The sequence below is a fragment of the Paenibacillus sp. MY03 genome, assembly GCF_002165585.1.
GTDB lineage: Bacteria > Bacillota > Bacilli > Paenibacillales > Paenibacillaceae > Pristimantibacillus > Pristimantibacillus agaridevorans.
The window spans coordinates 59,160-81,810 of sequence record NZ_MXQD01000020.1; the positions used below are offsets into that span (position 1 = coordinate 59,160).

Annotated in this window: 15 protein-coding genes; 1 reads left to right on the top strand and 14 read right to left on the bottom strand. The window is 50.8% G+C overall.

The window, feature by feature from the left end; translation table 11 throughout:
• Positions 1–94 precede the first annotated feature (94 nt).
• From B1748_RS18630 to B1748_RS18640, 3 genes are all read right to left on the bottom strand, one after another.
• The gene (locus B1748_RS18630; RefSeq protein ID WP_087569439.1) at positions 95–925 is read right to left on the bottom strand and encodes a ComFC family protein; all 831 of its coding nucleotides are present in this window, start codon (positions 923–925) and stop codon (positions 95–97) included.
• On the bottom strand, positions 922–3,678 hold the full coding sequence (locus B1748_RS37585) for an ATP-dependent helicase ComFA (RefSeq protein ID WP_256975759.1): 2,757 nt from the start codon (positions 3,676–3,678) through the stop codon (positions 922–924). Before B1748_RS37585 ends, B1748_RS18630 begins: the two co-directional genes overlap by 4 nt.
• 177 nt (positions 3,679–3,855) lie before the next feature.
• Positions 3,856–4,314: a hypothetical protein gene (locus B1748_RS18640; protein ID WP_087569440.1), complete on the bottom strand. Its 459-nt coding sequence runs from the start codon at positions 4,312–4,314 to the stop codon at positions 3,856–3,858.
• Positions 4,315–4,660: 346 nt separating this feature from the next.
• Here B1748_RS18640 and B1748_RS36485 point away from each other — a divergent pair, with 346 nt between their 5' ends.
• On the top strand, positions 4,661–6,289 hold the full coding sequence (locus tag B1748_RS36485; RefSeq protein ID WP_143810331.1) for an LPXTG cell wall anchor domain-containing protein: 1,629 nt from the start codon (positions 4,661–4,663) through the stop codon (positions 6,287–6,289).
• A gap of 123 nt (positions 6,290–6,412) precedes the next feature.
• On the opposite strand, the gene B1748_RS18650 is transcribed toward B1748_RS36485, so the two are convergent.
• From B1748_RS18650 to B1748_RS18700, 11 genes are all read right to left on the bottom strand, one after another.
• Positions 6,413–6,856 carry a DUF488 family protein, N3 subclade gene (locus tag B1748_RS18650; protein ID WP_087569441.1) on the bottom strand — a complete coding sequence of 148 codons (444 nt, stop codon included), beginning with the start codon at positions 6,854–6,856 and terminating at the stop codon, positions 6,413–6,415.
• Positions 6,857–6,950: 94 nt separating this feature from the next.
• On the bottom strand, positions 6,951–7,676 hold the full coding sequence (locus B1748_RS18655; protein ID WP_087569442.1) for a response regulator transcription factor: 726 nt from the start codon (positions 7,674–7,676) through the stop codon (positions 6,951–6,953).
• Positions 7,657–8,844, bottom strand: a complete 1,188-nt coding sequence (locus tag B1748_RS18660; protein WP_087569443.1) for a sensor histidine kinase — start codon at positions 8,842–8,844, stop codon at positions 7,657–7,659. Before B1748_RS18660 ends, B1748_RS18655 begins: the two co-directional genes overlap by 20 nt.
• 116 nt (positions 8,845–8,960) lie before the next feature.
• Complete coding sequence (locus tag B1748_RS18665) at positions 8,961–11,672, bottom strand: stalk domain-containing protein (protein ID WP_256975760.1); 2,712 nt, start codon at positions 11,670–11,672, stop codon at positions 8,961–8,963.
• A gap of 218 nt (positions 11,673–11,890) precedes the next feature.
• Positions 11,891–12,277 carry a type II toxin-antitoxin system RelE family toxin gene (locus B1748_RS18670; protein ID WP_087569444.1) on the bottom strand — a complete coding sequence of 129 codons (387 nt, stop codon included), beginning with the start codon at positions 12,275–12,277 and terminating at the stop codon, positions 11,891–11,893.
• Complete coding sequence (locus B1748_RS18675; protein ID WP_087569445.1) at positions 12,277–12,657, bottom strand: hypothetical protein; 381 nt, start codon at positions 12,655–12,657, stop codon at positions 12,277–12,279. Before B1748_RS18675 ends, B1748_RS18670 begins: the two co-directional genes overlap by 1 nt.
• A gap of 222 nt (positions 12,658–12,879) precedes the next feature.
• On the bottom strand, positions 12,880–17,319 hold the full coding sequence (locus tag B1748_RS18680) for an Ig-like domain-containing protein (protein ID WP_087569446.1): 4,440 nt from the start codon (positions 17,317–17,319) through the stop codon (positions 12,880–12,882).
• A gap of 187 nt (positions 17,320–17,506) precedes the next feature.
• Positions 17,507–18,715 carry a methionine adenosyltransferase gene (gene metK / locus B1748_RS18685; protein ID WP_087569447.1) on the bottom strand — a complete coding sequence of 403 codons (1,209 nt, stop codon included), beginning with the start codon at positions 18,713–18,715 and terminating at the stop codon, positions 17,507–17,509.
• 235 nt (positions 18,716–18,950) lie between these two features.
• On the bottom strand, positions 18,951–19,232 hold the full coding sequence (locus B1748_RS18690) for an alpha/beta-type small acid-soluble spore protein (RefSeq protein ID WP_087569448.1): 282 nt from the start codon (positions 19,230–19,232) through the stop codon (positions 18,951–18,953).
• A 202-nt stretch (positions 19,233–19,434) separates the two neighbouring features.
• Complete coding sequence (locus B1748_RS18695; RefSeq protein WP_087569449.1) at positions 19,435–19,986, bottom strand: hypothetical protein; 552 nt, start codon at positions 19,984–19,986, stop codon at positions 19,435–19,437.
• Positions 19,987–20,055: 69 nt separating this feature from the next.
• Positions 20,056–22,536: a hypothetical protein gene (locus B1748_RS18700; protein ID WP_087569450.1), complete on the bottom strand. Its 2,481-nt coding sequence runs from the start codon at positions 22,534–22,536 to the stop codon at positions 20,056–20,058.
• Positions 22,537–22,651 lie beyond the last annotated feature (115 nt).

Sequence of the window (22,651 nt, forward strand, 5' to 3'; positions counted from 1 at the left end):
CTTACTATAGTTTAACGGAATTCAAGGCTCATTTCATTAGCAAAATGATTGGCGATTGCGTTACGTCCCTTCACCACTTCAGCACAGGATGATTCTAGGATCGCGCCCATGTCAACACATAGATGCATGCCTCTGTATCCAGTAACCGGGCTCCCGCTTGGAGCGCCTTGGAGCAAGCATCCGCAGTACTACCTGTCGTAAAAATATCATCTACAAGCAATATATTCATGGCTTTTTCTCCAATATGGAGGGGGTGATTTGCCCTAAGCTCTTGAAAACCCGCTTCCCTCGGCGCGAATAACCCCTGAGCATCTCTTAGACGCTGCGTTCGCGTCTTGAAGCTCATTTTCTCGGTATGCCGCGTACGCTTAAGCAGCGAATGCAACGGAATGCCATAACGCTTCGAGACATACTCGGCCATCGCGGCCGATTGATTAAATCCTCGTTCCTCTGCTCTAATATCGCTGATTGGCACATATGTCATGGCGTCCCATCGGCCGCCTGCCGCTTCGGTTAGTCGTTCGTATACTGGGCACAACATCTCCGCCAGAGCAGGCCCAAGCCGCTCCAGTCCGCGATATTTGTACATCGCCAGCCAGCTCCTCATCACGGCATCATAGGCAACAGCGCTTCGATTTAACCGGAAATGCCGGTTCGGCTGGCGCTTACAATCTTCGCAATTCATATCCCGGCCGCAATGAGGGCACTCCACTCGATTTATCCATGGAATAGACTCCCTGCAACGATGACATAAGGATTGTCGCAAGTATAGCAGCCCTTTGGCGGTTCTATCATGCTGCGATTCCCCGCGAATCATTCCATTGCACACGAGGCAGTTGTCCGCTCCGACAGTCAGCCAATCCACCAAATTATGCGCTCCGGTCAAACTCTTCTTTAATGCCGCCAGCCACTGAACAAAGCTCATGTGCCCTTCTCCTTTTGCTTGTCGCTACGGCGAACCTCGAGCAAGAAACCTTTTCGCGCTGCGATTCGGTTCATCCCCCTGATGTGACGAACAGCCCGCAGTTGTGAGACCGTCCTGGCCGGTCCGATAAAATAAACCTTGCCGGCAGGATCATCTGCCGATCGTCCAGCTCTCCCTGCCATCTGCACAAGGGACGCTTCATCAAATAACTTGCCGTCCGCATCAAGGATAAAAACATCGCTCCGCGGAACTGTCACACCCCGCTCCAGAATGGTTGTCGTCACCAGCAATCGGGTCTCGGCGGTGCGAAAGCGAATGACTTTATTAGCGCGGTCAGGATCCTTGGAGGACGTTGCTTCGATCTCGCTCGCCGGCAACTGCTTGCGAAGCAGCGCGGCCATAGGCTCGGATTCGCTAATACGCTGTACGAATAGAAATACCTGCGCCCCGCGCCCCAACGAATGACGAATGGCATGCAGGAGCGAGGCAGGCACACTCCCCTTTGCCAGCAAATGGCGGACACTTGGCGAACGAAGCAACTTGGGGACGGGAAGCGGATGTCGGTGATACCTCACGGGCACGCGCGCGTGCGCCAGCCTGCCTTGCTTGGCCTCATATTGAAGCTCACGAGGAGGGGTTGCCGACAACAGCAGCTTTGGCGCGCCGGGAAGGCGGCTTTTGTCTGCCGCGAAATACAGCATAGGATCTCCATGGTACGGATAGGCATCAATTTCATCGACGATGACGAGATCGAATGCTTCGTGAAATCGAATGAGCTGATGCGTCGTCGACAAAGTGATTTCTCCCCTGTCCCAACGTTGTTCGCTCCCTCCGTACAGCGTCACAACGTTCGATGCAGGGAATGCTTTCCGTATCCGGGGATCCAACTCCAATACGACGTCCCTGCGCGGAGATGCAATCAAGGCGCGCCCCCCTCTGCTTATGATAGACTCGACCAGCGGAAAGACCATCTCCGTTTTACCCGCTCCTGTCACCGCCCAAATAAGGAAGCTGCGATCGGGTGAGGGTTTGTCCTCCTCCAGAACGGAGCTCCGCGTGCTAGATGCCCCCGCTTCTACGACATGCAGCTTAGTCCCCTTGTCCTTGCTTGTTCCTTTGCTTGTTACTTTGCTTGTTTCTTTGCTTGTTCCACTGTTAGTTCCGCCGCTTGTTCCCTTGCTCATGCCATTGCTTGTTCCCTCGCTTGTTCTATCGCCCTCGCCCTCGCGCCGACCTGAATAGTTATAGCGCTCCTCGATCGCGGTTCGTGTTCTTTGCTCCTGATTCCCGCGTAGAGGACGCGTATCCGATTCGTCATCTCCGGGTTGCTGGTCCATGTCACTTGCACCAGATTTCCGAGAGCGGCCAGACGGCATTAATCGCGTGATCGCTCTGCCAAGCGTATTACTAAGGCGTGGTACACGAGTGCCTTTCATTCTCTCTCCAACGGGATGCTCTTCGAGAAAATGAAGCGCCTTCGCCGTAGCCTCCCGCTGCGCCGGACTTAGTCCCCACTTGCCAAGTCGTTCCGGCATCGGCTGACGCCGGAGCGCCTTCCATCTGCCAAGCCCTTGTTCCTTCCATACGGGCGAGTCGTACATGCCCCGAATGAGCAGCTCGCACTCCCGGCTCCGGCCCATCAGAATACAGGCCTCGCAATAGGCACAGTCGCGCCCGCAGGACATGCATGGCGCGCGCCGCAGATGCGCCTCTCCGCTGCCGCAACGCATGCAGCGGAGTCGGCGCCGGGCGTCCGCCCGCTTGCCCTCGGGGGCAGCGACCGATCCGCTCAGGCGCACCTGCCCGAGCAGCGCAGCCAACTGGATCGCTTCGCTCCAGTTGGCCTCGGCGCCGGGCACGGCTGCGCTGGCGAGCAGGGCGCGCGCTTCCACGCTTAGCAGCGCGCGTCCCTGCAAGAGCCCGGCGGCAAGCTTCGCGATTGCCGCCACATGACTCCACCGGTCGGCATCCATAACTTGCCGCCCGTCACCTGCGCTCCAGCGCACCACACTTCTGCGCCGCCCCTTTCTAATGACACGCTCACCTTCATAACACCGTTCGTCTCCGTTTCTTGCTAACGCTTTAACATGCTGTGCTTCCCTAATGCTGCCGCCACCATTACCTGCTATCGCAGCAGCTTTCCGCATCTCCCCAATGCCGCCCCTATCTTTACCTTGCAGTGGCACCTCTCTTCTTCCTTCTTGCCCTCCATTCGTCCCCAATCCAGGCCTGTCCCCGTCATACCCACACTTCCCTCCACTCTCTTCACTCTCATTCCCTCCATACAATCCGCCGCCTTCATAACACTCTGCCACCGCTCCTTTTCCCCAATCGAACAGCCAGTTTCTTCGCCTCCCCAAGTCTGCTGTCCGGATTTCATCAATGAGTCGTGACATCCTTCCGACAGCCTCCGCTTCGCCAGGAGCTCTCCTCTGCTTCCTGCTGCGGCTATCCGACTTGCCTACACTTTCTGCCTGCCACACGGCCTCTGTGGTCTCTCCCCGATCCCATAGGGCTGCCCATCCCTGTTTCGCAAGCAACGCTCTGCTTCCGCGCCGGCCTCGTTCCTTCCACAGCCGCACCGCCTCGGCCGCCTGACCGAGAGGCAGCGGTTCCTGCCAGTACCAAGCGCAATCCGCCTCTTGCCAGGCGCTCCCTCTTCCGAACCAAAAAGCGTAATCCACCTCGGGCGACAGAGTCATCCAAGCTGTCCATTCTTCGTTTTGCTTCAACAAATACACATATGCTTTCAACTGCGTTCCCCCTTTTTCGTAACTGCTCTGTTTTTTAATCTCGCCCGGCGTCTGTCTCCTTGCGTCCCTTCAAGTCCACGACAAAAAAGCACACCGATTAAGCCGTTAGCCGGCATTAATCAAGTGTGCTTCACTTGGATTCTCTCAAGTTATTATGGTATATAAGGCGATTATAAGCTAAAAAGGCATCTTAGACAAGTCTTCCGGATTTTGTAAATCTACCAATACAGGATAATCCCTTTCGGATACGATTCCCCTCGATTGAAGGAGCCATAACAGATGAACCGCTCCATCCCCGCTTGATGAATAACTCTTGCCGTCAGTAACGCCAGATTCGCCCGTATCCGTCCGCAACATCTCTACCAAATGGCTTTCGCGATTCCACCGATCTACGATCGCTTTCGACTCGTCTGTCAAACCGCGATCAAGAACGGTCAACCGTATGTCACTCCCCGTCCAACTCGAGAAAGAATGTATGGATCGCAAATACCATTCCATATGAGGCTGCCGCCCGTCCGCGATCAGCACGTAATGTTTGCGCAATTTCTCGCGTTCCCCTCCGAACCTGTATGCCAGATGCACCAGAAGCGCTGCAGCCGCATAACAACCGATGACCAGTAGCAGAAGCTCTAACATATCAGCCACCTCCTCTATGCCACTATATGCCGAAAGGAGCCCATCGGTTACGGCAGAACAGGACAAGAAGCTATAATGTGCATCCGCTTACATATTTCGACAATCATTTCGGTCCAATCCCCAACATCTCCCAAAATAACACCCTTGCCGTATATTCATAATATGTTATCATTTTTGTACAAGCCCTATGCATATATTCAAATGACTATTCGGCATTCCATGTCATGCCCTATGCTACCGAAGTCATCCGGAGACTTGGACAGCGTATTGCGTTGGGAAACGACTAGCATCGCCTTGCAGGATGTCGGAGGAGAGCCGCAGTTACTGATAGAAGGAGAGTGAAAGCATGTCAACCGTTAAGAAACGACTTGCTTTTTTATTATCAATGATACTAATTGTATCATTTCCGTTAAGTTCCATTGTTTGGGCCGAAGGCGACAACTCCGCCAATGGTACTATCCCCGCACCTGTACCTGCCCCAATCTGCCAGACTTACACCAAAAACATCAATGCCGTCGATCGAGAAGGGATACAGATCGTCATCCATAACAACGGGACAGCGACAGCCTACTTCGAAACGACGATGGACTGCGTTGAAATTACGTTCTCCGACTATAGGTATGACAGCTCGCCGCTGCCTTACGAAGACCAAGTATTGTTTTCTTCTCATACGCTGAAGGCAGATTCGCCGGGCAAATATGAACTCACGATCGACTTGCCTCCGTGCGGTCCTTCGCAGCTTGACCTCTACTTGGGTCCTGTTCAGGAGCATCTGCAGCCTGGAACCGGACATTTTTACCTGCTCAAATATGCGTTCCAATCGGCCACCGGATGTACGACGCCTAGTCCGTCTCCTTCGGCTACGCCTACTGATCCGCCTGCAACACCTACGACTCCACCTACCGATCCACCTGTGACACCTACGACTCCACCGACAGATCCGCCTGCAACACCTACGACTCCACCGACAGATCCGCCTGCAACACCTACGACTCCACCGACAGATCCGCCTGCAACACCTACGACTCCACCGACAGATCCGCCTGCAACACCTACGACTCCACCGACAGATCCGCCTGCAACACCTACGACTCCACCGACAGATCCGCCTGCAACACCTACGACTCCACCGACAGATCCGCCTGCAACACCTACGACTCCACCGACAGATCCGCCTGCAACACCTACGACTCCACCGACAGATCCGCCTGCAACACCTACGACTCCACCGACAGATCCGCCTGCAACACCTACGACTCCACCGACAGATCCGCCTGCAACACCTACGACTCCACCGACAGATCCGCCTGCAACACCTACGACTCCACCGACAGATCCGCCTGCAACACCTACGACTCCACCGACAGATCCGCCTGCAACACCTACGACTCCGCCGACAGATCCGCCTGCAACACCTACGACTCCACCGACAGATCCGCCTGCAACACCTACGACTCCACCGACAGATCCGCCTGCAACACCTACGACTCCGCCGACCGATCCGCCTGTCGAGACACCTACGACTCCGCCTACTGATCCGCCTGTTGAGACACCTACGACTCCGCCTACTGATCCGCCTGTTGAGACACCTACGACTCCACCGACCGATCCGCCTGTGACACCTACGACTCCGCCGACAAATCCGCCTGCCGCTACGCCTAGCGTACCGCCAAGCGCTACCGCTACTATACCGCCATCTACGACTCCGCCTACCGTGCCACCTACTGTGACACCGTCGGAGACTCCGCCAGAATCGCCAGAGCCAACCGAGACGATCTTTATCGTCGAAGAGGAGGAGATTCCTAGAGGAGGGCCTGACGAGAAGGTTGATCAAGCAATAGATGAGAATCTGCCTCCGATAGATACGCTGCCCAAGACTGGCGATACAAGTCGTATGCCCTACTATTTGCTGGGAAGCTTCGTTCTTGTTTCCGGCTTGCTGACACTCAGACAACGTCAACGCAACTCCAAATAATTCCGGAATGAAAGCAGCACGGCCTCCCTGGGCCCTGCTGCTTTTATTTCCATTAATCTTTGCCGACTCTTCCCCGATACGAGCAATCCAAATGAAGCTTGCTCCCGCGTTCATATGTAACTCCTAAAACAATTTAATTTGTTCAACTTTAATTGGATTTAACTCTTGCACTTCGACACCGTACTTGTTGAAGAACTCCCCTACCAACTTACGATGACAATAACGATGATCTGGACAAAAACAAATAAGGACCACATTCTTGCCGGCTATTAACCGCTTATATACTTCTCGCAAAGCCTTTACTCTGGTTTCCCATTCAAGTTCTTTCAAGAACCTTTTTTCATATAGGGGCCACCATTCCTCTTCGTCCAGCTTATTTTTCCATTCTTGCAGCGCCGTACGAAATAAATCAGGCGAGGGAGAGAGGTCCCGAACGGTCTCTGTATCCCTAATTTCATTGCCAGCCCGCGTAATAAGCAATCGATCAGCCTCGAAATTCACCTTATGCAACCCGCTTGCATTGCAAGTATATAATTTCCCAGATGGATTGAGATACTTGTTATTCAATCAAATGACCACCTTATACCATCGATAATGCAAAAAAGAGCCCCGAAATCTGCACCCTCGCAGCTTCCAAGCTCTTCTCACGATCCATCGAATTTTACAACGTCACCCATCCAAACTTGATCGAGTTGATAACCGCTTGCGTACGGTCGTCGACTTCCATCTTCTGAAGGATGCTGCTGACGTGATTCTTAACGGTCTTTTCGCTGATGAAGAGGAACTCCCCGATCATCTTGTTGCTCTTGCCTTCCGCCATCAGACGAAGTACTTCCGCCTCGCGGCGAGTAAGCGGACTCTCTTCCGACGCGTGATACTTAACGCCTGCTTCCTTCGCGGCCGCAGCGCCCGTTGCAACGCCCATCTCGTCCAGGTAGGTCATCCGGCGTAGCTGGTTAATGAGCTTGCCCGTGACTTTGGGATGGATATAAGAATAGCCCTGTTGTACGGAACGAATCGCATTAATAAGCGACTCCGCCTCCATATCCTTGAGCAAGTAACCCGTCGCGCCCTTGCGAAGGGTTTCGAACACGTAGCTTTCGTCGTCATGAATGGATAAAATAATGACCTTTACATCAGGAAACATCGACTTAAGCCGTTCGGTGGTTACAACCCCCGTCTCGATGGGCATATTAATGTCCATGAGAACGATCTCCGGTATGGTATGATTGCAGAACTCCATAACCTGAATACCGTCTCCGCATTCGCCGATAACCTCGATATCGTTTTCCATATTGAGAATGCGTTTTAATCCTTCGCGGAACAGTTGATGATCGTCAGCCAACAATATTTTGATCTTGTGGCCGCTAGACGTGGTCTGATTCATTAGTCTCAATCTCCTTTCTATGTTCGGAAGTCGTAGGAATCTCTATAACAATCTTCGTGCCTTGTCCCGGATTTGAGTCTATATCCATCCTTCCTTCGATCAACTCCACCCGCTCCCTCATGCCTATTAGGCCAAAATGCGCATTGCGCTTGGGCGGCTGGTTGATGCTTTCAACTCGGAAACCTACTCCGTTATCCTGTATGGTAAGCGTAATAATCTGGGGATGAAAGCTTATTTCGAGGGAAACGTGTGAAGCCTCTGCATGCTTGAGCACGTTCGAAAAAGCCTCCTGGACCATGCGGTAAATAGCTGCCTCCATAGCTGATGGAAGTCTGATTTCCTTGCCGGAAAGCTCGAACTTGGTATGGACCCTGGCCTTCTCCTCGAAGTCCTGGGTGAACTTCCTGAGCGTCGGGATCAGTCCAAGATCGTCGAGCGCCATCGGCCGAAGATTAAAGATGATCTTGCGAATTTCTTCCAGACCGGAGCGGACTTGTCCCTTCAGATCGACCAGTTCGTTCTGTACCAGCTCGAATTGACCCTTGATCAGCATGCGTTCCGCAATCTCGGTGCGCAAAACGATATTCGCGAGCGACTGCGCAGGGCCGTCATGAATTTCTCTCGCGATCCGCTTGCGTTCTTCCTCCTGTGCCAGAATAATCTTGAGTCCCAGCAACTGTCTTGTCTTCGCGGATTCCATGATTCTCGTCACCTGATTCAGGTCGCCGGTCAAATACTCCAGCACGACATTCATCTGTGAAGCGATCATCTCCGCTCGTTCCACCGACTTCTCCACATTGCGAACCCGCTTCTGCAAATCGTCGCGGCGGGACTTCAGATAGTTCTCCTTCTCGCGATAGACCATCAGATCCAGCTGGATCTGAGTGGCCTTCTCGTAAGCGGATTTAATATCCTCTTCCTTATATCGCACGAAATCGCGGCTGACCTCCGTGAGCCTGATCCGGGCCAGCCGGTATTCCTGCTCAAGCTTGTCAACCTTATCGATGGTGCGAATCGTCTCCTGGAGCACTTGCTCCAGCTCCTGCTCAAGCGCTTCGAGCTCGGAACGGGCCGATTCGCAGATTTCATATATTTGGTACTTGCTGTCTTCCATCACCTTGATGGCATTTGCAATAACTCTATTAATGTCAACGGTCAGGTGATCCACGGCAGCCTGGCACTCCCTTATTCCTATAGAGGTTGTTCCGAAGATCCTGACCGGGAACACGGTTTTATTGGATATTCCATTACATCATACCACACTTTAGCCCTATGGCGTCCAGCCTAATCTATCGTAATCTGTCTTAATTTATCCTCATATTTCACCTTGAAACCAAGCTTCTCCGAGAATAATCGGATCGGAATCAACGTTCTGCCGTTCTTCGTAAATGGCGCCACATCAGAAGTATAACGAACGCCGTTAAGCGTATAGTCCTTCTTGCCGATCGTCATCTCCAGCATTTGCGATCCCCTCAGGACGGTCACTCTTCTTGTCTTGTCGTCATACAGGACCTCTGCCCCCATGGCTTCGGTCACGAACCTCAGCGGCACGTAGGTGGAGCCCTGCTGAATCAGAGGAGCGGCCTCCAGGGTCAAGGCCTTGCCATTGACAGTCGCCTTCGTGCTGCCGGCCGTCATCACGATCGAAGCGCGAGCCGGTTCCTTCACGGCGGTCGCCGTACGAAGCGTCAAGTTATCGATGGCAATAGTGCCTACGGGAAGCTTCTCGACATCGGCTTGTCCCAGCGTAACGACGTAGACCCGCTTCAGCTTGGCCGGGAACGCCACTCCGGAAAGATCGACCTTCACGTTTTTCCAGCCTGTCCAGTTCAATTCCTTCGCAACGTCGAGCAGATGCGTCTTGCCCGCCGCGTCTACGATTTCGGCGCGCACCCAGTTATTGCTCGTATCGCTATAGACGTCCATCGTCAATGAAGACGGCGTACCGGATAATGTCAGTCCGTTGCCAAGCACCGCATAGGAGGCCCTTGTACCCGTTCCTTGCGTAAAATCATACCCGATTTGCAGCGCTTTGCCGCTCTTCTGCTCAGGCAGATCGGTCACGATCTTAACCGTACCCTTCGTTGTTTCAGGCGGCGTAACCTGAGAAGTAATGGCATAGCGGGCCGTCTCGAAGTCTTCAATAACCGACGCTTGCTCGCCTTTTACGAAAGGAACCGTCGTGCCATATCCGTCGTAACGGGCAATCGCATAACCTGTCGTCGCATCCTTCTTTAATTCACCGACCGAGATCGCTCCATTTTTGTATTCGCCATCGAAGCCGACGAATTCCCAAACGAACGAGTCTCCTGTCAGATTATAGGTGCTGCCATTCTTCAGCTTGACCGTGATCGGCACCTGAAGCGTCGAGCCTGGCGACAACATGCCTGCGGAAGCGTTGATCTTCATCGAAGCGATCTGCTCCTGTCCGATAACTTCGACATCATAGTTGGCCGTCACATCGCCCGACTTGACCGTGAGCTGCGTCTTGCCGATCTTCGTCGCGGTAAACACATTGCCGCTAAACGTACCTACGGCTGCGGACGAAGTCCAGGTTTGCGCGGATGCATCAACGCTCATCGGGTTGTAATACGTATCGTAGGCGCTTACTCCATACGTCACTTTTTGGCCAAGCAGCATCACGTTAGAGCCCCTGACCATCATGCTCTTAAGACTACCTTGCGGCGCGTTCGTAAAGACGCCTATTCCATTGGAAACCGCACGCTGCGAGCTCTCCTGGGTAGAGTGGGCGAGTTGTACGGAAGTGCTGCCCAGCGGACGCTCCGTCATCGTCGTGGAGCCGCCGCCGTCGAGATTCAGCCCTTTGTACACGCCGAGCTGTACCATCACTTGCTGAAGCTCCTTCAGACTGAGTCCCGTGTTGCTTCCCGACTTCTCCGCCGTAATCAAATAAACCTTCGTGCCGTCCTTGGAGTAGCCGATGCCGGATCTCGATGTATAAGAATTGCCACTGACGCCTGCAATGTCGCGCGAGAACGCCGAAGCGGCTCCATTGTCCACTAGCAGTGTATGTCCGCCGATCAGCATGGAGAATGACGCCGGATCAACATTGACGCCTTTCGTTTTCGACCTCAGGGCGTAATCCGCCGTTACGGCTTCGCCTACCTTGAGATTCTCTCTTATGAATTTGGCAGCATCGCCTTGACCGGCGCGAAGAATATAGCCATTCTCCGGAATGGCGGTCTTTATGGCCGTCTCAACGGAAATTTCCGTAACGATTCCGTCAATGACCAGCGCTTCCGTCGGTTTGGTCGCGGAATTCATCGGACGCTCCGCGCCGCCCCATGCGCTTGTATAGATATAAATCATGTTGGAATGGCTGTATGTAATCCCGTCCGTCTCGCCAAAATAAGCGGACTTGTTGATTCCCTCCAGATTAAACGTATTCCCGTTCGATGCCGTAACCGTCCCCGTAAAGGAATACGAATCGATAACAGGCTGGCGATCCTTCGTAAGGGAGAAGGCGTACATGCCGCCCAATCTGGAAGGAGTCGAAGTCAGCACGCCATTTTGCACCTGTGCCCCGAGCGGCGCGCCTTCGCTATTGGACATGATGAAAACATCGCCGTTAATACCGCCGATGGCTCCGCTTTCTTTGGTCATATTGAGAATGTTGTTCCGCTGACCGACGCTTCCCGACTTCCCGCTGATCGTGTCCAGCGACACATATGGATTCGACAGATCGACTTCGATCACATGCACGTCTGTCTTAACGCTCTTATTGCTTCTTGTTGTAGTAAAACTATAATCCAGACGCTTGGCGCCCGATGTTAAGATCGATTGCGACTTCAGCTTGAGCTGGGATGCCGTCGCTGCGCTCACATGAGGAGCCAGCCATTGCCCCAGTCCCTCCGGCGCTATAGACGCGACCGGTCCTGCAATGAGAATGCCGCTCATCGCCACGATAATCACTTTAGTCCCTAAATGCCCTCTTCTCTTCATCCGACCGTGTTTGCCTTGCTTCAACTTGCCCATTATATTTTGCAACTCTCCCATCCTCTGTTGTCTACTTATAATAGACTACAAGTTTAATAGAAAAGTTACGCCCATTTGCATAAAAGACTCTTATCATCCTTCATGTATCGAAAAATATTGTTAATCGCCATTGAGAAAAACCGTCAGAGACAAACCACCCTGACGGTCCCTTTCGTACTATCGCCAACCAACTTCAATGCGCTTCAAACTCAGATTGCTCATCTATCATGATCCATTTCCTTTTTGAATTCCATGATGCGGCCGGCGGCCAGCGCGTAAACTTTCTTTTTATCCCGGGGTCCGATGGCAATCACTTCTACTCGTATCATGCCGTTTTGCAAGGGGCGATAAACAATACGTAACCCGAGTTTTTTAGGCTTGATTTTGGTGAACCCATGGAGCTCTCCATGCAAGGGGTCACCTAAGCCATCCGGCTTAATAAGCGGGCCTTTTATTCCACGTTTGATGATTAGCGCAATGATTTCCTCTCGTTGCTCTTTCTTGTAACTCGCTAAGTCTTCAACGGCGTCTTGGCCAAATTTTATAACGACGTTATAGGGGGATAGCAGCGCATTCAATCGCTGTTCGATTTCCTCGCGTGTCATTATTCAAAATCGCCGTCCTGGGCGAGTTTCATGATACGTTCCATATCCAGATCCTGATCGGCAATGACGTGTGCCAAGTCAATTTCAGCCGGTTTGTCTTTCCGTTCCAGGACGAGTTGATGCATAACTTCATCAATGGATTGCTCGACAGCTTCTTTGTACATTAACAGTTCCTGAAAGTATTCGAGATCAGCAATGACCGCCTGCGCGTCTTTATTTCTGCTGTTCTGGACCACAAAAACATCCTCGCTAGGAAGTTTCGCGGCATACAAATCCAGTATTTCAGTCAGCTTTGTTGACCGAGTAATGTCTGTGACGGTAAGGACTTGATTCTTGATGAATGCCAGCATTTCCGATGTAACAGTACCAGACTGAATCATCGTCTCTCCCTCCCCTTGCACCAATATGATGAATACGGACGGCTTCATTGTTCGTACCGCTTCTCAGTATTTCCGTAAATAGATCATTGTATGTTCATTATCACATATCAAATGTGGTTTAACAACACATTATATGCAGCATGGTAAAAATGCGAACGCCCTAACTTAAAAACGGCAAGAACGGAATCGATGGATTCCGTTCTTGCCGCCCTACTGGTTGAATTACGGTGTGAGGAAGTCGGCTTTCTCCAGGAGACGCTGAATCATGACCGCGCCTTCGGCACGGGTAGCGTTCGTCGTTGGACTCAACCTTGTGCTCGACTTGCCGTTAATGATGCCGAGATAGATCGCTTGCGCCATATTTGTCTTGGCGTAAGAGCTGATGCTGCCCCGATCCCCGAAAGGTTGCAGATACGAATCCACACTGCCTGGTAGCGTTACGGTCAATTCCGCCACTTTCGCCGCGCGCATCATCATCGTCGCCATGTCCTGGCGAGTTATAGGAGAGTTCGGTTTAAACGACGAGGCGCTGACTCCGTTAACGATGCCGGCTGCGGATGCAGCTCCGATATACGCTCCCATCACCGTGTCTTTGTTCACGTCCGAGAACTTGGCCGCCGCCGTTCTATCCCCCGTCAATCCGAGGCCTTTGGCGATATAAGTGGCGAATTCGCCGCGCGTGATCGATTTGTCCGGCTCATATTTCGTTGTCGAATGTCCTTCGACAATAAATTTGCGAGCCATCATTTGCACGGTATCCTTCGCCCAATGCGTGCTCAGATCGCTAAAGCTCGACGTATTCTTGACGAGCGCGTAAGAGCTGTTGCCCTTGCGTTTGAATATGGCTCTCGTTCCGCCGCTCTCCTCCTTGAATATCGTCGGAACGTAAGAGAGCGTACCTGTTACCGGATCCAACCAGACGGCAGCAGACTGGCTTTCAATGATGTTGGCCGTCGTTTTTAGCGATCTTCCTACATAACCGCTGAAATCCGTCAAAGCAACCTTTGTAGAACCATTGACTACAAATGTCTCATAATGGACGGGACCTTCAACGATTTGGGCTTTGGATGAGTTCAGCGCTTTGGACAAAGCAGCTGTTTGGTCATTAGCGCCCTGATCAATCGTGATGAGCAACTGGCTGGATACGCCATTGCCTCCTACAGAAGAAGACAGCTTGGCGAAGTTCAGCAGCTTGAGCGGCACCTCGTAAGTGGCGCCCTTATGCTCCACTCCGAACGTCACGTCTCCGCCTTGCTTGCTCGCCATCTCCAGCGCGATAAGGCTGATCGCCGCAATACCGGCCCGTTCGTGATCCGGTACCTTAAACACGATTCGCGGACTTGTCAGCCCCGCATTGCGCGCTGTCGTCACAGCCGCTATAAATTTGTCGTTGCTCACGGTATAGCGGCTTGCGGAAACGCCTGCAGGCGAAATGTCGGTCGTTGTTGTCGCGCCTGTATACTTGATCGCGATGCCTCCGCCGTCCGATGCTTCATAATCGCCGGTCAGATTATCCAGCAGCGTCGTCTGGTTCGCGACGTTGGCATTCGTAAAGCTGGCCACGGACTGGCCGCCGAGCGTCACGAGTCCCACGCCTGTCGGCAGATACGAGACGGTTGCCGATTCTCCAACATTAGCCGGAGAGGACAATGTAAGAATAACGGCTGATCCGGCTACTTGCACGGTACTGATCGTTCTGACGAGATTGTTGATGCGAACAACGAACGTGCTGCTCGAAGGCACAGACACCTGGTTAAGCGTCTCGTTGAAGGTTAACGTCAATGTCCGTCCTTTCAGAATGGCGCCCCTTAGCGCGCCTATCTGTCCGGTGCCCGTCCCCGTACCGCTGTTAGCGGTTATATTCGTAAACGAAGCCGCGGAGTTGCCGGAATAATCCCTTAACGTCGCATTCGTCGCGATGTAGGATACCAGAATTTGCTGCGTCGTCGCCACTCCCGAAGTAAGCGTCAAGTAAACGGTGTCGCCTGCCACAATTACGTTGCTGATCGTTCTCGCGCTGCCGTCGGCCGTTATGCTATATTGGTAAATGGCCGGCGCCGTGCTGGAATTCAACGGTTCATTATACTTGACGGACACCAACGTTCCGTTAGCCGTGATGTTTACAACCGTCGGCGCGAAATAATCTCCTACGGTACCGCCGCCCGTATTGCCTCCGTTCACCGTATAATTGCTGAACGCACTTACCGTATTGCCTGACACGCCGAGTAATGGATAGCTGTTCGGAGTGTAGGATACGTATACAGGCTGATTGCTCGTTATGGAAGCATTGACCGTCAGCTGAATGATGTTCCCGCTATGCCAGATCGCCGTCGGACTGTAGCTGACCCCGCCGACCGTAACCGTGAACTGCGTGTAAGCAAAGGTGTTAACCGAGAACAGCGACTCGCTAAAATTAAGATTGACCGTGTTGCCATAGGCCGTTCCGCTGCTCACGACAGGCACGGTGCCCGTCGAGCCGTTCGATACTTCCAGATTCGTAATCGTAGCCGCCTGGTTGCCAGACATATCTTGAACTAGCCCGGTAGCCGGCTTCGTATACGACAGCACTACCTTCTGATTGCTGCCCACAGAGCTTGCCAGCGTCAGCGCGACGATATTGCCCTCTACCTTCACGGCAGTGACGTTGCGCGGAGCGCCGGCGACTGTGACGTAATAGCTCGCTGGCGAAGGCTTCAGCTCCGCATTAAGCGGCTCATTGTAGATCAAGCGAATGATGGAGCCGCCCACTTCCGATCTGGTGATCGTCGGCGGCGTCGTGTCTCCGCCTATCGTCTGGAACGTCCACTGATACGTATTGAGAATCCCGACAAAAGAGTTACCGACAAGATCCAGCACGGCATTCTCTTCGATATTGACATAGTAGTTCGTATTAGCCGCGAGCGGCTGGCTAGGCGTTATCAGAATCCTTTTGTTATTGGCGGGATCTACGCTAAAGGATCCCGTGACGGAAGCAGCCGAGCCGCTCGAGCTCGCCGGATTAAAAGTAATGGCTCCCGGTCCGGTCATGACCGGCTTGTCGAATAAGGCTGCGAATTGCGATTGGACCGGAACGGCAGTAGCTCCATTCGCCGGCGTCAAGGAGCTCAGCATCGGACGCGTGCCATCCTGCGTAACCGTGAAGGTCCAACCCGTTGTGCTCGAGATGCCGGCGTAGAAATTGCCTGCGCCGTCTCTAATCGCGCGATTGCCTATCGTGACATAATATCGGGTGTTGTTGACGAACGACTTCGCCGGATCGGAAGATGAAATATATTTGTTCGGATCTACCGTAATCTGCTTTGTACCGCCGCCCGTTACGCGCGGCGACGTAATAGGGATGGAGCGGAACAACGTCCCTCCGTTATACTGACGAATTTCGATGTTGCCCGTATTCGGGTATACATCTTCGTTGAAGGTTAGGGTCAGCAGCGTATTGGTGCCGCTGGCTGTGCCTCCGAAGGTCGGCGTAACGCCGGTGAGACCTGGAGGCGTAACATCATTGCCATAACCTGTCGTAAAGTTCCAGATCGTCGCCGCAGAGATGCCGTAGAACCAATCCGACGTATTCGGTGATGGTCTCGTAAACGCGCCTGGCTCGATAATGACATAATAAGCCGTGCTTGAGGCGAGGTTAGAGACGGGATCGATCGTCGCGACGGTGTTGCCTTCGCTAAGCGTCACCCTCGAGGAGTTAGCCACAATAGTTTCCACGACCGCATTGTCGCTAACTCGGCGGATCTCGATAGATTTGCCGGCGCTTCTTTGTACCGCCTGATCAAATCGTATCGTAAGATTGCTGTCATTCGGTACCAGAATGGCGTTATCGGCAGGATGGAACGGATCCGTCGAAGCCAGGTTGAGAGGCGCCGCTGCTGTCGTGAACGACCAGGACATGCCCGCAAACGTGTTGCCGGACGCATCCTCGAAGTTGTCGCCTGCAACCGTAACCGTATAGGTCGTGCTGGGCATGAGAGCCCCGTCCGGGATGATGGAGATCGTATTGGTGCCGCTGCCCGTCACGCTGCTTGCCGTGACCGGTATATATCGCATATCATCTGTCGAACTCAGGACGATGTTGCCCGAAGCGGCATAGACCGGCTCGCTGAATGTGACGGAGAGCGAGGTCGTAATGGCGTGCGTACCGCCCTCCGGCGTGCGAGATACGTATGTCGGCCTCACCGTATCTTCCGTCACAACGGTGCGGAAGTTCCAGCGCGTCGCGTTCTGTATGCCCGAATAAGCCGCTCCGTTCGACACGTTGAGGAATGCTCCGGCATCAATCATCACATAATATTCCGTATTCAGCTCGAACCTGTAATTCGTCGAAGCGAGCGATGGATTGATTGTTACCGTATTGGAGCTGATGCTCACTTGTCCGGAAGTGGCGCTGATCGCTTCCACCAGGCTGTTATTGGACGATTTGTATATTGATATGTATGAGGTCGAGGCCCCTGCCCGGACGGCTTCGTCGAAGGTCAGGATCAGATTGGCGCCTAACGGCACTCCGGTCAAATTATCGGCGGGCGATAAACTAACGGTTACAGGACCTGCTGGTGCCGCCGTCACGGCGCTCTGGTTCAGGGTCCATCCTGCAGCAGGCAAGCCGATCTGCAGAAGCAAGGCAATGGCAAGTAGTATAGACAGCTTGCGGGTTACTTTCATGATCGATATTCACTCCTTAGGCTTTACGCTCGTACCCTATTTGTCGGCTTTTGCGCCCCAATAATTTAGGCTAACGACAAAAAACGCCGTACTCCGTCATGGAACATAACGGTAGTAACGACGTTAAGGTTGCGATTAATGATGAAGGAATGAAGAAGAACTGCTAGCTTGCATCTTGCTTGATCTCTTATGCAGGTACGCCTGCATCGGCTTTCAGCTTCTCGGCTTTGTCTACGCGCTCCCATGGCAGATCGACATCCGTACGGCCGAAGTGACCGTAAGCAGCTGTCTGCGCATAGATCGGGCGGCGAAGATCCAGCATCTTGATAATGCCTGCGGGACGAAGATCAAAGTTCTTCGCGATCAGATCAACGAGAATTTCTTCCGATACTTTACCCGTGCCGTAAGTGTCAACGTTAATGGATACCGGCTTCGCTACGCCGATGGCGTAAGCAAGCTGGATCTCACATTTGTCGGCCAAGCCCGCGGCAACAATGTTTTTAGCCACGTAACGCGCTGCGTAAGCCGCGGAACGGTCAACCTTTGTTGGATCCTTGCCGGAGAATGCACCGCCGCCATGGCGCGCATAACCGCCGTAGGTATCGACAATAATTTTGCGGCCCGTCAGACCCGCGTCGCCTTGAGGACCGCCGATAACGAAACGGCCTGTAGGGTTGATGAAATATTTCGTCTGTTCATCCAGCCATTCCGTAGGTACAACCGGCTTGATCACATGCTCCATAATATCCTGCTGGATCTGCTCCAACGTAATTTCCTCGGCATGCTGCGTGGAGACAACGATGGTATCGACGCGTACGGGCTTGCCGTCCACGTATTCGATCGTCACTTGCGTCTTGCCATCCGGACGAAGGTAGCCCAACGTATCATTCTTGCGCACTTCGGCCAGGCGACGCGCAATACGGTGCGACAACGCAATTGGCAGCGGCATAAGCTCAGGCGTTTCATTGGTCGCGAAGCCAAACATCAGGCCTTGGTCTCCTGCGCCAATATCTTCGTTCTCCTGCCTCATATCTTTGCCTTCACGCGATTCAAGCGCGGCGTTAACGCCCTGGGCAATATCCGCGGACTGCTCATTAAGCGATGTCAGAACCGCGCATGTGGTCGAATCGAAGCCATACTTCGCTCGCGTGTAACCTATGTCCTTGATTGTTTTGCGTGCAATCGATGAAATATCAATGAAATCCGCTTTGCTGGAAATCTCTCCGATAACAAGTACGAGTCCTGTTGCGACGGAAACTTCACAGGCTACGCGCGCATTTGGGTCAGCCGCGAGGAATGCATCAAGTACGGCATCAGAGATCTGATCGCATATTTTATCAGGATGGCCTTCTGTTACCGATTCTGATGTGAATAAGTGGCGTCCTTTTACCGACATCCTTATCAACCTCCTACAAACCTTAGTATCTAATAAAGATAAACGTTTTACACAAAAAATGAACCTTTTCCGCGAAGGAAAAGGTTGTTAGACAACTCTTCTTCTAAAAAGTCATAATACCGAAAATGTCGCTTAGTGTCAATGGACACCGATCTTGTCAACCATAGCGAATATGTGATTCGGGCGTATGCCTTAGAGCGACATTCCTGGTCCATATGTGATCCGTACGTTCACTTTAGAGCGTCAAACCGCCATTCATCACTTGCTCGGCTTGGGAAACCAACCTCTTGGTAATCTCTCCTCCGACGGATCCTGCCTGGCGAGAGGACAATGTGGACCAGTTTACGCTGCCCGCACCGGAAGCATGGACTGCGCCAAGCTCTCCAGCAAATTCAGTATCCGCACTACCTGCCGTATATCCGCCATTCATCAGACCGAATTCAGCGGCGATTTCATATTTCATTTGATTCAGGACCGATTTGCATTGCGGCACAATCACTTTATTTGAGCGACTCATAATGGGAAGCACCTCCGAAAGTTTGATTTACGACCTTATTGTGCTTCGGACTGCGCTTCCTCAAGCGTATAATCTATTGTCAGTATGTGCAGATTATGACATGCGGTGATTATTTAGGAAAACTGCTGCACCTATAAAAAAGCAACCGCTACCGCTTGTATAAGCGATAACAGCTGCTTCGACTGAATTATGGGGTAACCCATTATTGAATGGTATAAGGGCCTTTAATAATTAACGTGAGTGGAACAGTTTCGTCTGCGTGCCCTTTGATGCCACGACCATCGCGCGGAAACCAAATAAGATGGTTCTTAGGCACGTCTTTGCCGTTCTTAATGTCAATGCCTTCCGTCAGGTCGGACAAACCGTCCGTTGTCGCGCTATAGGCGATAGCTTTGCCTACGCGAACAACCGCTTCCGTCCCTGCGGCCGCCATCAACGTCTTACCTACTGGCAGCTCGACAACTTCAAGCTTTACTGCTGCTCCTCCACTAGAGCCTCCGTCGCTGCCATTGCCGCCTGAGTTGTTACCTCCATTGTTGCCGTTGTTGCCTGAACCATTACCGATCGTTCCGCCATTTGTCAGCTTCGCGATCTGTTCATCCACGTAACTCTTCGTCACGACCGGATCTTCGATCGTACCTGGAGTCACGGCGCTTGAGTTCGCCGCGAGTGGATTACCGGCCACCATGCCGACCCATACGCCTGTCGCGATCAGAACCGCCGCTCCCGCCAGCTTCCATACCTTCTGTTTCACTACGAAGTCTCCTCTCCTTCTAGTATCCCCTAAACAAGGATACTAGATTGGGGGATAGATGGGTAGTTATTATTGTACTGCGTCTTTTCCTGGAGAATCTGAGTAAAACCATTGAATCTCTCTCGAAGCCACTAACATCTTTTGATCATTGTAAGCAGTAAAAATATTTAGAGTATACTTCTGGAAGCTACTGATTTTAGTCATCAATTTTTCGTCTGCATAATAGATTGGCAATCGAATTTGATTGCCAAGGTCAATCTGATTTTCTCCGTCCGCTAAAGTAAATTCTTTGGAATATGTGGCTTTCGCAGGACCCTGGTCAACTAATTCAATTATGATTTTCTGATCTTTTGGTAACGTTTGATAAGTGTCATCTTTATTAAGATCGTACTTCAAGTTCAGATCAATGCCTTCATAGATAAAATCATCTTTGATTCGAACATTAGCACTCGCCTCAGTGATATTGAGAACATGACCCCCAAATTGAATATTTTGTAGATTCGTATTCAATTCTTGGGTTTGTGTTTTCATTGCGTATGCTACTGGGTTTACTAATAATTTTTCTTTTTGTTCCACCGAGCCAATTGCAATAGCTTGACCAATGTATAATTTATATTTTTTTTGGTCGAAAGATTCAGGAAGCAATCCATATGCAGCATACAAGACTTTTCCATTAGGTAATACTTTATCCTCGATCCCTGTAAATGTGATTGGTACAAGGATACCTTGAGAATCCTCTAGATATCCTCCCAATTGAGAGACATTGGAAGTTCGGATTTCCTTATTCACCAGATCAAATTCGCCGTAGAAATAGTTTTTGTTTGAGCTCTTATTAATCGTTGCATTTTTAACATGAATACTAGCCCTTTTTCCTATGTTATCAATAACATACGGCGATTTAATAGACTGACCTACAGACTCAGGCAATTGAGCCTTATATTGATACAAATTTTTTGCAGTTTCTCCATTTTTCTGTGTGAGAACGAAAGCAACATCATGGATTTCTGCAGTATAAGGGACCTTCGTATAAACAACTAATTGATAGGAGGCTTTAGGCGCAATATTTATTGAATTGTCCAACGCTATTTCGTTTGTTGTTGTCTCTACTTTAACACCATCAGCTAAGTAGTAACCCGATAATGCAGGTAATTTTATCGCTTTGTTACTGTTATTGGTTATAGAGAGTTGGGTAACTAATACATCATCCACCTCATCAGGAATTCGGTTGATGGATAACAGATCGACTTGATAATCTTTCGTACGATAGATATTATCATTTCCAACTGAAATGCCATCATTGCTAAGGGCATATAATCCAAGAAGGTAGCTTCGTGCACCTTCGCTATCAGTTTGTTTCATAATAAGTCTGCTCGCATTCAAGTTTAAATCATTAGGAACGATACCCTTAAGCACAACAGTATATTCAAGATTTGGCAGTAATTTAGCTATCTCTTCTTTATTAAATTCTAACGGGTACATTGTACCATTGCTTGTTTCGATAAAGAATTCAACATTGTTAAAAGAAGTTGTCTTTCCACTTGTATTTTTCATTTTAAATTCAATGGAGGCTTCTTGTCTGCTGTCGTTATCGAGAAGCTCAGAAGAGACAATAGATGTTTCTACATTTTCACTATTGATTCGTGCTACGAATGTTTTATTAACTGCCGTAGGTTTTGTAGAACTTAATGAAGGCAACGCAAATGCCCCCAATGGGAGTTCAATTTTATTGGCTTCATCTATAATTGCAGGAACTATGGAAAGTGTCTTGGCTGCTACATTGTTAGGCAAACTAATGTTTAATAGAACACTAGTCGTTTGCTTAGATCCAAGGCTTGAGTTCGAAGACAATGAAACATCAGCTTTATATACCGACCAATCGTTAGTCTGTATATTAAATGTTAACTTGCTTAAATCCACAGCTTTATTACCTGTATTTTGTAGTTCAAATCTTATAGTGGCAGTTGTGTTAATTTGGTCTTTTACAGCGGTGTATGACTTTACCGTTCCGTTAACGAGTGAATTATTTAGGAGAATGGTGCTACTCTTATTCACATCTGTTAAACCGCTCGCATTAGCGGGGGTAGTAATGGTTCCTAACACTCTCTCATAGCTTGGAACGCTGAAGTCCCATTTTACGGCATCGTATATAATATCACTTAACTTGGTGTTTGCATCTACATAAGCAAAATAAGTTAAATATGTAGTAGTACCTGCAACAACTGTTCCTTTATTTTTGTCCATTTCAGCTAATTTTAATTTAAAATTTTTACCTGATTTATTTTTGACTCTCATCCAGTAATCAATAAGATTAATCGAGGTCGTACCGGTATTATTAATGGCAACCGTAAAAGCTAACAGTTTCCCCTGCTCCTGTGATAAGATCTGCGCATCACGAATGGTAAGTGTGGCATTATTTGTGATTTTCACCTTTTGACCGCTTAACACTTGCTCAATGGAAGCAGCAGTTGCTACATTAAGGTTTGTTATTGGAACTGTACTAAAAATCGTTGCCGTCGCAATACCAGTTATAAAAATTTTAGACCATTTCATTTTGAAGTGACCTCCTCCATCTTATACCTATTTAAACGAGTCTAATGTGCATTTTGTTTCGCTTCAGACACTTTTAGCCACATTTAATTGAAACAGTACCATTCTAACATGAATG